10 protein-coding genes are annotated in these 12,121 nt (G+C 71.6%); 3 read left to right on the top strand and 7 right to left on the bottom strand.

Annotated features, from left to right (window positions below; translation table 11 throughout):
• The first annotated feature begins 53 nt into the window (after window positions 1-53).
• Window positions 54-857, top strand: coding sequence for an SGNH/GDSL hydrolase family protein (locus E1288_RS19490; protein WP_132487099.1), 804 nt, complete (start codon window positions 54-56; stop codon window positions 855-857).
• A gap of 386 nt (window positions 858-1,243) precedes the next feature.
• Here E1288_RS19490 and E1288_RS19485 read toward each other — a convergent pair whose 3' ends face one another.
• Window positions 1,244-4,078 (bottom strand): AfsR/SARP family transcriptional regulator, encoded by a 2,835-nt coding sequence (locus E1288_RS19485; RefSeq protein WP_235883668.1) that lies wholly within the window; start codon window positions 4,076-4,078, stop codon window positions 1,244-1,246.
• A 320-nt stretch (window positions 4,079-4,398) separates the two neighbouring features.
• Between E1288_RS19485 and E1288_RS19480 the strand changes: the two genes are divergently transcribed.
• The gene (locus E1288_RS19480; RefSeq protein WP_132487097.1) at window positions 4,399-5,433 is read left to right on the top strand and encodes an ADP-ribosylglycohydrolase family protein; all 1,035 of its coding nucleotides are present in this window, start codon (window positions 4,399-4,401) and stop codon (window positions 5,431-5,433) included.
• A 93-nt stretch (window positions 5,434-5,526) separates the two neighbouring features.
• Here E1288_RS19480 and E1288_RS19475 read toward each other — a convergent pair whose 3' ends face one another.
• The 5 genes from E1288_RS19475 to E1288_RS19455 all read right to left on the bottom strand — a co-directional run bounded on the left by E1288_RS19475 (window position 5,527) and on the right by E1288_RS19455 (window position 10,146).
• The gene (locus E1288_RS19475) at window positions 5,527-6,036 is read right to left on the bottom strand and encodes an ion channel (RefSeq protein WP_132487095.1); all 510 of its coding nucleotides are present in this window, start codon (window positions 6,034-6,036) and stop codon (window positions 5,527-5,529) included.
• Between the two features lie 81 nt (window positions 6,037-6,117).
• Complete coding sequence (locus tag E1288_RS19470) at window positions 6,118-6,996, bottom strand: metal ABC transporter permease (RefSeq protein ID WP_132487093.1); 879 nt, start codon at window positions 6,994-6,996, stop codon at window positions 6,118-6,120.
• A complete protein-coding gene (locus E1288_RS19465) occupies window positions 6,993-7,844 on the bottom strand; it encodes a metal ABC transporter ATP-binding protein (RefSeq protein WP_132487091.1) in 852 nt (283 codons plus the stop codon). Before E1288_RS19465 ends, E1288_RS19470 begins: the two co-directional genes overlap by 4 nt.
• A gap of 3 nt (window positions 7,845-7,847) precedes the next feature.
• Entirely contained in the window at window positions 7,848-8,822 is a 975-nt protein-coding gene (locus E1288_RS19460; RefSeq protein WP_132487089.1) for a metal ABC transporter solute-binding protein, Zn/Mn family, read from the bottom strand.
• A gap of 229 nt (window positions 8,823-9,051) precedes the next feature.
• The gene (locus E1288_RS19455) at window positions 9,052-10,146 is read right to left on the bottom strand and encodes an ABC transporter ATP-binding protein (protein WP_132487087.1); all 1,095 of its coding nucleotides are present in this window, start codon (window positions 10,144-10,146) and stop codon (window positions 9,052-9,054) included.
• 184 nt (window positions 10,147-10,330) lie between these two features.
• Between E1288_RS19455 and E1288_RS19450 the strand changes: the two genes are divergently transcribed.
• Window positions 10,331-11,431 carry a LacI family DNA-binding transcriptional regulator gene (locus E1288_RS19450; RefSeq protein WP_132487085.1) on the top strand — a complete coding sequence of 367 codons (1,101 nt, stop codon included), beginning with the start codon at window positions 10,331-10,333 and terminating at the stop codon, window positions 11,429-11,431.
• Window positions 11,432-11,768: 337 nt separating this feature from the next.
• On the opposite strand, the gene E1288_RS19445 is transcribed toward E1288_RS19450, so the two are convergent.
• On the bottom strand, window positions 11,769-12,023 hold the full coding sequence (locus E1288_RS19445) for a hypothetical protein (RefSeq protein WP_235883667.1): 255 nt from the start codon (window positions 12,021-12,023) through the stop codon (window positions 11,769-11,771).
• Between the last annotated feature and the right edge of the window lie 98 nt (window positions 12,024-12,121).

Genomic DNA, 12,121 nt, shown 5'->3' with positions numbered 1-12,121 from the left:
CTGGTTCCCGGTCACCGCGCGTGCGGGAGGAAAGACCAGGAGGGAAAGAGTCAATGGAATCGCAGCGCAACGCCGACTCGGCGCGCTGGGGCAGCTTCGTCGCGCTGGGGGACAGCTTCACCGAGGGGCTCGCCGACGCGGATCCGAGCGGGAGCTTCCGCGGCTGGGCGGACCGGCTGGCCGAGCACCTGACCGCCCACGACCCCGAGCTGCGGTACGCCAACCTCGCGGTGCGCGGCAAGCTGATCCGCCAGATCGTCGACGAGCAGGTGCCCCAGGCGGTGGCGCTGCGGCCCGGGCTGGTCGCCCTGACCGCCGGCGGCAACGACATCATCCGCCCCGGCAGCAACCCGGACGCGGTCGCGGAGCTCTTCGACTCCGCGGTCGGCGAGCTGCGAGCCACCGGCGCCGACGTGCTGATCGGCACCGGCTTCGACACCCGCGGCACCCCGGTGCTGCGGCACGTGCGAGGCAAGGTCGGGACCTACAACTCGCACCTGCGGGCGATCGCCGACAAGCACGGCTGCTACGTGATGGACCTGTGGTCTATGCGGGTGCTGCGGGACAACCGGGCCTGGAGCGAGGACCGGCTGCACCTGTCCGCGGCGGGCCACCGGCGGGTCGCCCTGCGCGCGTGCGAGGCGCTGGGCGTCCCGGTCGCCGCCGACTGGCGCGAGCCCTGGCCCGTGGTCCCCGAAATGCCCTGGCGGGAGCAGCGCGCCCAGGACATCCGCTGGGCCCGCGAGTACCTGGCGCCGTGGATCAGCCGCCGCCTGCGGGGCGTGTCCAGCGGCGACGGCCGCACCGCGAAGCGCCCCCAGCTGGAGAAGCTCACCGCCGGACACCCCTCGGCCTGAGCTCCGGAACAACGTTTTCCCTGGTCACGCCTACCGTGAGTACTTCGTGCTGCTATGGCGACACGAAGTACTCACGGCCCCGACCAGGCGGAACACCCCCAGGTACCCCGGAACGACGAAGTGCGGACCTCCGGCAGGATCACCCACTCCTGGCGCCGAAAGCCCGCACTCACCCCCACGTCCATTCGGGATGAACCCGTCCCGAATGCCAAACCCCCTGCGGCCGCCCCGGCCGGCCACGTGTGCCGACCGGGACGACCGGGCGACAATCCCCCCTGGACTCCCCCCAGAGCCGCCCGTCGTGCGAACCATGCACGGCTTGATCCGCACATGATGAAAGTTCCCAGCGGGCGCTACACGGCCGCTAAACGTCGGCTAAACGCCCCTCAGCAGGCGGCCGCGGAGAGCTCTTCCAGCCGCGCGCGGACATCGGCCGAGCGCGGCGAGCCCTCCGATTCGAAGATCGCCAGCGCGGTGTCCCAGCGGGTCCGGGCCACCGCCAGGTCGCCGCGGGACCGGGCGGCGTCGCCGAGGCCCAGGTACGCGGACGCCTGCCGCATCGCGGAGCCGCACTTCAGCGCCATGTCCAGCGCCTCGTGGTGGAACCGCTCGCCGTCGGCGATCCGGCCCAGCTCGATGCTCACCTCGCCGCAGTTGTTCAGCACCATCGCCAGCGTCTCCAGGTCGTCGGCGTCCCGGTACAGCGCCTCGGCCTCGCGCAGGTGCGCCAGCGCCTCCTCCAGCTCGCCGTTGACCTGCTCGACCATGGCGAGGTTGTTCAACGCCCCCGCCACGAAGTACCGGTCGCCCAGCGAACGGTAGACCCTCAACGCGTCCTGGCAGTGCACTTTCGCCTCTTCGTAGCGCTTCAGGCGGAACAGCACGCTGCCCATGTTGACCTGGGTCATCGCCAACCGCGCGGAATCGCCGGTCCGCACCGCGGCCTGGTACGACTCGTCGTAGTGCGCCAGCGCGGCGTCCAGCCGGCCCGACCGCGAGTACGCGACCCCGAGCCCGGCCGGCATCAGCACCTTGCCCGCCGGGTCGTCCACCGCCCGGGCCGAGTCGAGCCCGTCGCGGTAGATCCGGATCCAGTCCTCCCACGGGCAGCGCACCATCAGGTAGTTGAACTGCAGGCGGGCCAGCGGCCAGGCCAGCTCGTGCATGCCCTCGGCGTTCGCCGCCCGGACGGCGGCGACCAGGTTCGTCCACTCCGCGTCGAACCACTCCAGCGCCTGCGACCGGTCGACGATCTCCGGCCGGGGCACCTCGGGCCCGCTGGAGAAGTCCAGGTCGTCCCGGGCCGGGCGGAGGAAGCGGCGCGCGTGGTCGGCCGTGACGAGGTAGTGGTTCAGCAGCCTGCGCAGCGCCTCGGTGTCGCCCGGGGTCGGCTCGGCCAGCAGGTCGCGGGCGTAGACGCGCAGCAGGTCGTGCATGCCGAACCGGTCCGGCTCGGTCTCGGTGACCAGGTGCGCGAGCGCCAGGGCCCGCAGCCTGCGCTGCGCGTTGGGCGGGTCGGTGCCGCACAGCGCGGCGACGGCGTGCGAGGTGAAGGTGTGGCCGGGCACCAGCCCCAACAGCCGGAACGTGTCGGCGTGCACCGGGTGCAGGCTGCGGTAGGAGATGTCGAACGCGCGGCGGACGCTGGTGTCGACGTCGTCGATGTCCAGCGCGTGCAGCCGGTTGCGCTCGTCGGTCAGCTCGTGCACCAGGTCGGACACGCCGCGCGCCGGGTTCGCCGCGAGCCGCGCGGCGGCGATCCGCAGCGCCAGCGGCAGCCCGCCGCACAGCTCCGCCAGCGCGGCCGCGGCCGCCGGCTCGGAGGCCGACTTGCCGGGCACGCCCGCCCGGTCGAGCAGCTCGATCGCGGTCTCGGTCGGCAGCGTCTCCAGCGGCAGCACCCGCGCGCCGCTGCGCACCACCAGCCCGTCCAGCCGCCGCCTGCTGGTGACCAGCACCAGCGACTCGGCGCTGCCCGGCAGCAGCGGCCGCACCTGCTCGGAGTCGCGCGCGTTGTCCAGCAGCACCAGCACCCGGCGCTTGGCCAGCAGCGACCGGTACAGCGCGGTGCGGTCGTCCAGCTCGACGGGGATCGCATTCGCCGCGACGCCGAGCGCTTTGAGCATGCTGGTCAGCACCTCGCCGGGCGTCAGCGGCTCGCGCTCCGAGTCGTAACCGCGCAGCGATGCGTACAGCTGCCCGTCGGGGAACTCGTGCTCGACGCGGTGCGCCCAGGTCAGCGCGAGGGCGCTCTTGCCGACGCCCGCGGTGCCGGCGAGCACGGCGAGCAGGGTGGAGCCGCGTTCGCGCTTCGCCAGCATGTCGTCGAGCGCGGCGAGTTCGCTCTGGCGGCCGACGAATCCGGCCGGGGCCGGCGGCAGTTCCGCCGGGATCGGGCGCTTGAGCTCGGGCCCCGGTTCCGGTCGGCGCTGCGGGCTGCGCAGCGCCGGGTCGTCGCGGAGCAGCTTCTCGTAGAGTTCGCGCAGCTCGGGGCCGGGATCGAGGCCGAGCTCGTGGGACAGCCGGTGACGTAGGGCGTGGTAGCGGGCCTGCGCCTCGGCGCGGTGCCCCGCTCGGTAGTGGGCCAGCATCAGCTGGCTGGTGAGCCGTTCCCGCAGCGGATTCCGGTCGACCAGGGTGGACAGTTCCAGCACCAGCTGGTGGTGCCTGCCGAGGTCCAGGTCGGCGGCGACCCGCTCCTCCAGCGCCAGCAACCGCAGCTCGTCCAGGTTCGGCGCGACCATCCGGTACAGCCGGCTGCTGGCGAGGTCCGAGAGCACCGGGCCGCGCCACAGCGTCAGCGCCTCGGCCAGCATCCGCGACCGCGCCGCCGGTTCCATGCCGTGCGCGCGGTTGATCAGCGCCCGCGCGCGGTGCGCGTCGATCCGGTCGCTGTCGACCCGCAGCAGGTAGCCCGGCGGGCGGGTGACGATCTCGGCCGAATCCGAGCCGGCGCCGAAGAGCTTGCGCAACCGGGAGACGTAGCCGTGGATGATGGTCCGCGCGCTGGCCGGCGGCTCGTGCTCCCACAACGTGTCGATCAGCCGGTCCATCGAGACGACCTGGTTCGGTTCCAGCAGCAGACAGGCCAGCAGCGCGCGGACCGGGGCGCTGCCCAGCGGTTGCGGGCTGCCGTCGACGCGCACCTCAAGAGGGCCGAGCAGGCGGAACTCGAACCCCGCGCCCGGTGCCTCGGTCGAGCTGCCGCGCCCCGCCATCATCTCCCATTCCGACTCTCACTCATGTTTGTTGAGCCTTCAGACAGTCTCGGGTACCGCGCACGGCGAGTCCACACCCCCGGAAAGCCCACGCGGCGACCGGTTCGCCGCCCAAAACCCGACACACCGTAACGAGGCGCGCCCGAACGCATGTCGATCATCGGCCGACGATTCACCCCAATGGAGCCATGTCCGTTTCCTCCCTCGGCGTCCGGCCCACGCCCGCTGTTGCGGTGAACATCTCCCGGTGACCGGATACGCCAAGTAAAGTCTGGACACGGCGATCACTCGTACGAGGACACTGTGGAAGGAGAGCCGCACCCGTGCCGACCCCGTCCACAGTGGTCGATCGCGCGGTGGCCTGCCTGCTCGGCGGGGCGCTCGGCGATGCGCTCGGCAGCCCGGTCGAGTACGCGCAGCTGGACGACATCCGCGCCGAGTTCGGTCAGGCAGGCGTGGCCGAACCGCCGCCGCAGGCGCTGCTCGGCGACGCCACGCAGCTGGCGCTGTTCACCGGCGAGGGTTACCTGCACGCCTGGACCACCGGTAACAACGGTGGCAACTGGCGGCCGGTCGAGTCCACCGCCGCCGCTTACCGCCGGTGGTTGACCACCCAGCAGGAAGACAAGCCGCAGCCCGGCGCGACCGGCCTGCTCGCCGAGCCCGAGCTGTACGCAAGCCGGGCGCCCGGCCTGACCAGCCTGCGTGCGCTGCAGGAACCCGAGCTCGGCACGCCGGACCGGCCGCGGAACACCTCCAAGGGCTGCGGCGGAGTGGATCGCAGCGCGCCGCTCGGCTTCGCGCCCACCGCCGAGATGGCCTACCAGCTGGCCTGCCAGTGCGCGGCGCTCACCCACGGCGGCGTCGGCGGCTGGGCCTCGGCCGGGGCGCTGTCGCTCATCGTGCACCTGTTGGCCGTGCAGGAGCGGAAGCTGCCCGCCGCGGTGGACCAGGCGGCGGGCCGCGTGCTGCGCGAGGACGGCGAGGCCGCCACCGCCCTCGCGGAGGCTTCGACGCTGGCGCGGCTGGGCGCGAGCGTCGGGCACATCGAGCGGCTCGGTCAGGGCTGGATCGGCCCGGAGGCGCTGGCCATCGGCGTCTACTGCGCGCTCGCGATGCCCAAGCCCGACCAGTTCGCCGACGCCCTGCGGCTGGCGGTGAACCACTCCGGGAACAGCGACACCACCGCCGCCGTGACCGGCAGCATCCTCGGCGCCCGGCACGGCACGGCGGTGCTGCCCCGCTCGTGGCTGGCGCGGCTGGAACTGGCGGACGTGATCGAGCGCATCGGCCAGGACCTCGGGGCCTCCTGCGTCGGCGAGCAGTTCAACGAACGCCGCTACCTCGGCCTCGCCTGAAGCACGGTTTCCGCTGGTGAAGACCCGTGCGTGCTTTGTGCTGCCATAGCGAGACGAAATACGCACGGCACCTGACCAGCGGAAACCGATCGCTCAGGCGTCGTCCCGCCGGGTGGCCTTGGCCCGGACGATGGTGACGGCTGCGGCGAGGAACCCGATGTTGAAGGCCATGTGCACGGCGGCGGCCGCGCGGGCGAGCTGGGATTCCGCGTGCACGTCGCCGAAGCCGACGGTGCTGGTGATCGTCAGCGAGAAGTAGAGGGCGTCGGTCTTGGTGCGCAGCGACGCGATCGAGCCCGGATCTTGGTGGGCCAGTCCGAAGTAGACGGCCGCGAAGAACAGCACTGCCAGGTACAACGCCACCACCACCCCGGCCATGGAGCTACCGCGGTGCGCGCCGCCGATCCGGAACCGGCGCACCTGGACCACGATCAGCGCGGAGACGACGGCCAGCCCGACGGCGAAGCCCACGACCGAGTTCACGGTGCCGACGAGGCCGAACCGGCCGATCGGCAGCAGGTAGTACGCGACGGTGCACGCCACGACCGCGCCCAGCGCCGTCGCCAGGTTGATCAGGACTTTCCACCGGTCGTTCCCGGGCACGAGCGTCAGCGTGGGCCACCACCCGCCCCGCCGCCATTCAGCCGGCAGGGCAGCGGAAACGTCGATCCTGCGGCAGGTCCGTCAGGCGGCGGCCGGGGTCCGGGACAAGCGGCGGAGTCGGCGGTTGCCGACCACTCGGCACACCAGGTAGATCACGAACGAGATGATCGTGACGAAGGCGCTCACCGGCGCCCCCGGCGCCAGCGACAGCAGGATGCCGCCCAGCACCGCCACCTCGGCGAACACCACGGCCAGCACCGTCGCCTTCACCGGGCTCGCAGTCACCCGCGCCGCCGCGGCTCCCGGCGTCACCATCAGCGCCAGCACCAGCAACGCGCCGACGGTGTATACGCCGAGCGCGGTCGCCACGCCGACCAGCACCGCGAACAGCGGCGTCAGCAGCCGCGCCGGAACACCGCGGGCCGCCGCGACGTCCGGGTCGACGCTGGCGAACAGCAGCGGCCGGTACACGAAGGCCAGCACGACCAGGACGGCCGCCGCACATCCGGACAGCAGCAGCACGTCCGCGGAATCGACGCCGACGATCTGCCCCACCAGCAGGCTGAACTTGTTCGAGGTCCGCTCCGGGTTGAGCCACAGCAGCAGCACGCCGACGCCGAGCCCGAAGGACAGGATCGCGCCGATCACCGAATCGCGTTCGGTCCCGCGCTGTCCCAGCAGCCCGAGCAGCAGCGCGGCGACCACGGCCCCGGCCAGCGCCCCGACGCCGACGCCCACACCGATCAGCAGCGCCGCGGCGGCACCGGTGAACGCGAGCTCGGCCGTGCCGTGCACGGCGAAGGACATCTTCCGCGCGACGACCAGCGGCGCCAGGCAGCCGGAGACCAGCCCGAGCGCCGCCGCGGCCAGCAGCGCCTGCTGGACGAACGGGTAGCCGAGCAGGTCGATCGTGGTCGAGAAGTCCAGGATCTTGCCCAGCCCGTCGATGATCGCGTTCACGCTTCTTCCGCCTCTTGCACGTGGTGGTCGTGCTCGTGCTCGTCGGTGCCGGCGACCACAAGCCGCCCGCCGACTCGGGCGACCTCGACGTCGGTGCGGTACAGCTCGGACAGCGTGGCGGAGGTCATCACCTCGTCCGGCGGGCCGATCCGGAACCGGCCGTCGACCAGGTAGAGGACCCGGTCGACCAGCGGCAGCACCGGGTTGATCTCGTGGGTGACGAACAGGACCGCGGCCCCGGCCTCCCGCGCCTGGTTCGCGATCAGCCGGCTGACCTTGCGCTGGTGCGCGATGTCCAGCGACAGCAGCGGCTCGTCGCACAGCAGCACCGCCGGGTCGCTGACCAGCGCCTGAGCCACCCGGAGCCGCTGCTGCTCGCCACCGGAGAGCAGGCCCAGCGGCATCCGGGCGTACTCGGTCGCCTCGACCGAGCGCAGCGCCGCGGCGACCCGCTGCTTGCGCTCGCGGCGGCCGCGCAGGCCCGTGCCCCAGTGGTGACCGTCCAACCCGAGACCGACGAGATCGCTACCGCGCACCATCACGGTCGCGTCCAGTGCCCGCTGCTGCGGGATGTAGCCGATCCGGTTGCTGCCCCGGCGGGCCGGCCCGCCGGCGATCTCGACGCTGCCCGCGGAAAGCTGCTGCAAGCCCAGCAGCACGCGCAGGAGGCTCGTCTTGCCGGAGCCGTTCGGCCCGAGCACGGCCAGGAACTCCCCCGGCGCGACGTCCAGGTCCAGGCCGGACCACAGGACTCGGGGGCCGTAGGAGAGCTCCGCGCCGCGCAGCCGCACGGCGGGGGCCGTGGCGGTGGGCGCGAGGACGGTCTCGGTCTCGGGTTTGGCGGTCATATCTCAGCGATTCTGGGTCAGGGCGGCCTGCAGGGCCGTGATCTGGGCGTCCATCCACTGCACGTAGGTCTTGCCCTGCGGCAGGGTCTCGGTCATCTCCACGACCGGGATCTGATTCTGCTCGGCGGCACTGCGCACGTTGCGGGTGACCGGCGATTCGGTCTGCGGGTTGTAGATGACCGCCGCGGCCTGCTTGGAGTTCACGGCGTTCTGGATCGCGGCGACCGCGGCCGCCGACGGGTCGCTCTCTGCCTCGACGGCCTTGACGAACTCCGGCGGCGTGATGTCCTGCAGGCTCGCCGCTTCCACCAGGTAGTGCGCGACCGGCTCGGTGACGATCACCGGCTTGCCCCGGTTCTGGTCGCCCAGCTCGCCGACCCGCCCCTGCAGCTTGCCGATGTCCTCCGCGAAGCGGCCCGCGGCCTGGCCGAACTGCTCGGCCTTGGCCGGCTGCAGCTTGCTCAGCTCGGCGTTGACCTGGGCGGCCACCTCCTGCACGACGTGCAGGTCGTACCAGACGTGCTCGTTCGCCGAGTGGTCGTGGCCCTCGTGCCCGTGCTCCTCGTGCGCGCCGTGCTCACCTGCGGGTTCACCTGCGGGCTCGCCCTCGTGCTCGTCCTTGACCGCCTCGATCGCGGGCTTGCCTTGGCCGCTGCTGCCGAGGATCTTCTCCATGAACTCGTCGTATCCGCCGCCGTTGAACACGACCAGGTCCGCGTCGGTGACCTTCGCGGCGTCCTGCGGGGTGCTCTCGTAGGAGTGCGGGTCGGCGCTCGGGTCGCTGATGATCGCCTCGACGTCGACGGCGTCGCCGCCGACCGCCTGCACGACGCTGGCCCATGCGCTGGTGGAGGCGACGACCTTGATCTTGTCGCCGCCGCCGGGCGCCTGCTCGCCGGTGCCGCAGGCGGTCAGGGCGATGGCGGTGGCGGCGAGGCCGGCTAAGGCGGTGGCAGCGGAGCGGCTGCGGACGGTCATCGGTTGTACTCCTCGGTGATAAGCCCCTTGCGCAGCAGACTGACGGCTAACTGCGAACGGTAACGGAAACCGTTGTCAACTACAGTCTAAGCACGTCTCCGCACAACACTCCACCGACCGGGTTATTCCTGTTGCGCACGCAACGACGCCCCCGCCAGGACCAGCGGGGGCGTCGACATAGGGGCCGCGACCGGCGGCGGCCGCCTGAGCAGCCACGATCGGCTCGCGATCAGGCGACCAGGCGATCTCCGGTCTCGGGGTGGAAGAGGTGGATCTCACTGTGGTCGCGCAGGGCGACCTTGACCTGCTGGCCGAGCGCGGGCGGGGTGCGGCCGTCGGCGCGGACGACGAAGCGCTCCTGCGAGCCGTTGACGTCGATGGCGCCGTGGATGAGCGCGTCGGCGCCGAGTTCCTCGACCAGCTCGACGGTCATGGCCATGCCGTCGTCCTCGCTGGAGGTCAGCGACAGCGCTTCAGGGCGCACGCCGAAGGTGATCTCCTTGAGGTCGCCTGCGGCGGCCACGGCCTCGCGCGGCAGCGGGATCGTGGCGCCGTCGAGCACCGCACCGTCGCTGGTCAGCGGCACCGTCTTGAGGTTCATCGCGGGCGATCCGATGAAGCCGGCGACGAAGGCGTTGGCCGGGTTCTCGTACAGCTCGCGCGGGCTGGCGCACTGCTGCAGCAGCCCGTCCTTGAGCACCGCGACGCGGTGCCCCATCGTCATGGCCTCGACCTGGTCGTGGGTGACGTAGATCGTGGTGGTGCCCAGCCGCTTCTGCAGCGCCGCGATGTTCGCGCGGGTCTCCACGCGCAGCTTGGCGTCGAGGTTGGACAGCGGCTCGTCCATCAGGAACACGCTGGGCTCGCGGACGATCGCGCGACCCATCGCGACCCGCTGCCGCTGACCGCCGGAGAGCGCCTTGGGCTTGCGGTCCAGGTACTTCTCGAGGTCCAGCATCCGCGCGGCCTCGGTGACCTTCTCCTTGATGACGCCCTTGGGCGTCTTGCGCAGCTTCAGCGCGAAGCCCATGTTCTCCGCGACCGTCATGTGCGGGTACAGGGCGTAGGACTGGAACACCATCGCGATGTCCCGCGACTTCGGCGGGGTGTTGGTGACATCGTTGCCACCGATGGTGATGCCACCCTCGTCGACGTCCTCCAGCCCGGCCAGCATCCGCAACGCCGTCGACTTGCCGGACCCCGACGGCCCCACCAGCACCAGGAACTCACCGTCGGCGATGTCCAAGGCGAGCTTGTCCACCGCCCGGACCGGTGGACTTCCCTGGTAAACGCGCGAGGCGTTGACGTAAGCAACCTCAGCCATCTGTGACACCTTTCACGGAATCGGTCATGAAAACGTAACCGCAAAATGGCTCGGGGTCAGCCCCTCGAATGAACCAACTCGGAGAGTGATCACTCTGCGTCGCTCCGTGTTCATGATTCGAACGTGAGTGGGATCTGCATCATGCTCACTTCACCGAGGGGTACTGAACCGTTACGGTTCCTCCATGGCGCGGTCAACGAATGCCCGGCGGCCTGCGACGCTCGCATCGCTCGCTGCAGAACTCGGGGTCTCCCGGACGACGGTTTCCAACGCGTACAACCGTCCGGACCAGCTCTCCCCGGAGCTGCGCAAGCGAGTCCTGGAGACCGCTCGCCGGCTCGGCTACCCGGGGCCGGATCCGGTCGCGAGGTCGTTGCGGACCAGGAAGGCGGGCGCCGTCGGCCTGCTGCTCACCGAGAACCTCTCCTACGCGTTCCGCGACCCGGGCGCCGTCGGCTTCCTCGAAGGACTCGCGCTGGCCTGCGAAGACGCCGGTCAGGGCCTGCTGCTGATCCCGGCGAGCCCGGAGCGCGAGGACGTCGCCTCGGTGCACCGCGCCGGCGTCGACGGCTTCGTCGTGTACTCCGTGCCCGAAGACGACCCGCACCTGGCCGCGGTGCTCGAACGACCCGTCCCGGTGGTTGTCTGCGACCAGCCGCGCCTGGACAACCTGGACTGGGTCGGCCCGGACGACGGGAAGGCCATCAAGAGCGTCGCCGACCACCTGATCGGGCTAGGGCACCGCCGCATCGGCGTGCTGTGCATGCGCCTGGCCCGGGGCCGCAACGACGGGCCCGCGTCGGTGCAGCGGCAGGCCAACGCCAGCTTCCACGTGCAGAAGGCCAGGCTGACCGCGCTGGCCGAGGTGTTCAGCGAGGCGGGCGTGGACTGGACGAAGGTGCCGGTGGTGGAGCGCTTCGACCACACCACGGCCTCCGGGGCGTCGGCGGCGGCGCAGCTGCTGGAGATCGACCCCGAGATCACCGCCATCGTGTGCACCTCGGACATCCTCGCGCTCGGCGCGCTGAGCGAGGCCCGCAACCGCGGCCTGCGGGTGCCGGAGGACCTGACCATCACGGGCTTCGACGGCATCCCGGACGCGGAGCGGGCGGGCCTGACGACGGTGCGCCAGCCGTGGCTGGAGAAGGGCCGGGCGGCCGGGCGCCTGTTGCTGGAGGCCAGCGAGCCGGGCCGCCCCCGCCACATCCAGCTGGAAACCCAGCTGATCACCGGCGCCACCTCGGCCCCGCCCCGCTCGGCGGAGGAGCGCTGGTTCGGCCCGTGATCGCGTCCCGGACAGGCCGCCGTCTACGGCGGTGTAGCCGCCGTGGACGTGTCTGGTGAGGTCGCTGGCGTAGGCGACGATCGCGGCGGCCACGTCCTCGGTCCCGGCGACCCGGCCCAGCGGCGTGCGCGCGCCCCGGTCTCGTCGATCATCGCCTGCTGCTGCGCACCGGCGTTGGCATCGGTGGGCACGAACCCGGGCGCCACGATGTCGGTTTCGCGCGAAACCGCCAGACCACCTGAGGCGAGGTGGCGGTTTCGCGAGAAACCGGCGTCGGCGTCAGGCACGGGGGTTCCCGGCTTCGCTTGAGTTCGGGGAACCTCTTCGGCCTGGTGGGTCAGTAGTTCGCCCACTCGCCTTGGGCGTACTGGAGGATCGTCGGGTGCATCAGGGTCGACGGTTCCAGGCCCGGGATCCTGGTGCGGTCCGGCGAAAACGTCGCCGCCGCTTGCAACGTCGCCGCATCCAGGGACCGCAGCGGCGGGGCGTCGGCCGGGAGCCGCAGCGGCGGAGCCCCGGGCGAGGCGAGCGGTGTCCGGCCGGACGAGGCTATCGAGGGTCCGCCCGTCGTGTGATCGTCCGCAATTTCCATTGAAATCGAAGGTCCAATTTCCATTGAAATTGCGGACCCCGGGGCGGAACCCGGGGTGGCCGAGGCGGAACCCGGGGCGGTTGGGGGTGGTTGAGTGG

The organism is Saccharopolyspora elongata (assembly GCF_004348985.1).
Taxonomy (GTDB): Bacteria; Actinomycetota; Actinomycetes; order Mycobacteriales; family Pseudonocardiaceae; genus Saccharopolyspora; species Saccharopolyspora elongata.
The sequence above is the reverse complement of the archived record's forward strand: the minus strand, read 5'-3'. Positions and strand labels throughout refer to the sequence as shown.

Coding starts and splice junctions, on each gene's coding strand:
- E1288_RS19450 (WP_132487085.1), top strand. CDS start 10,331: ATGGCGCGGTCAACGAATGCCCGGCGGCCTGCGACGCTCGCATCGCTC.
- E1288_RS19490 (WP_132487099.1), top strand. CDS start 54: ATGGAATCGCAGCGCAACGCCGACTCGGCGCGCTGGGGCAGCTTCGTC.
- E1288_RS19455 (WP_132487087.1), bottom strand. CDS start 10,146: ATGGCTGAGGTTGCTTACGTCAACGCCTCGCGCGTTTACCAGGGAAGT.
- E1288_RS19485 (WP_235883668.1), bottom strand. CDS start 4,078: ATGATGGCGGGGCGCGGCAGCTCGACCGAGGCACCGGGCGCGGGGTTC.
- E1288_RS19465 (WP_132487091.1), bottom strand. CDS start 7,844: ATGACCGCCAAACCCGAGACCGAGACCGTCCTCGCGCCCACCGCCACG.
- E1288_RS19460 (WP_132487089.1), bottom strand. CDS start 8,822: ATGACCGTCCGCAGCCGCTCCGCTGCCACCGCCTTAGCCGGCCTCGCC.
- E1288_RS19445 (WP_235883667.1), bottom strand. CDS start 12,023: ATGGAAATTGCGGACGATCACACGACGGGCGGACCCTCGATAGCCTCG.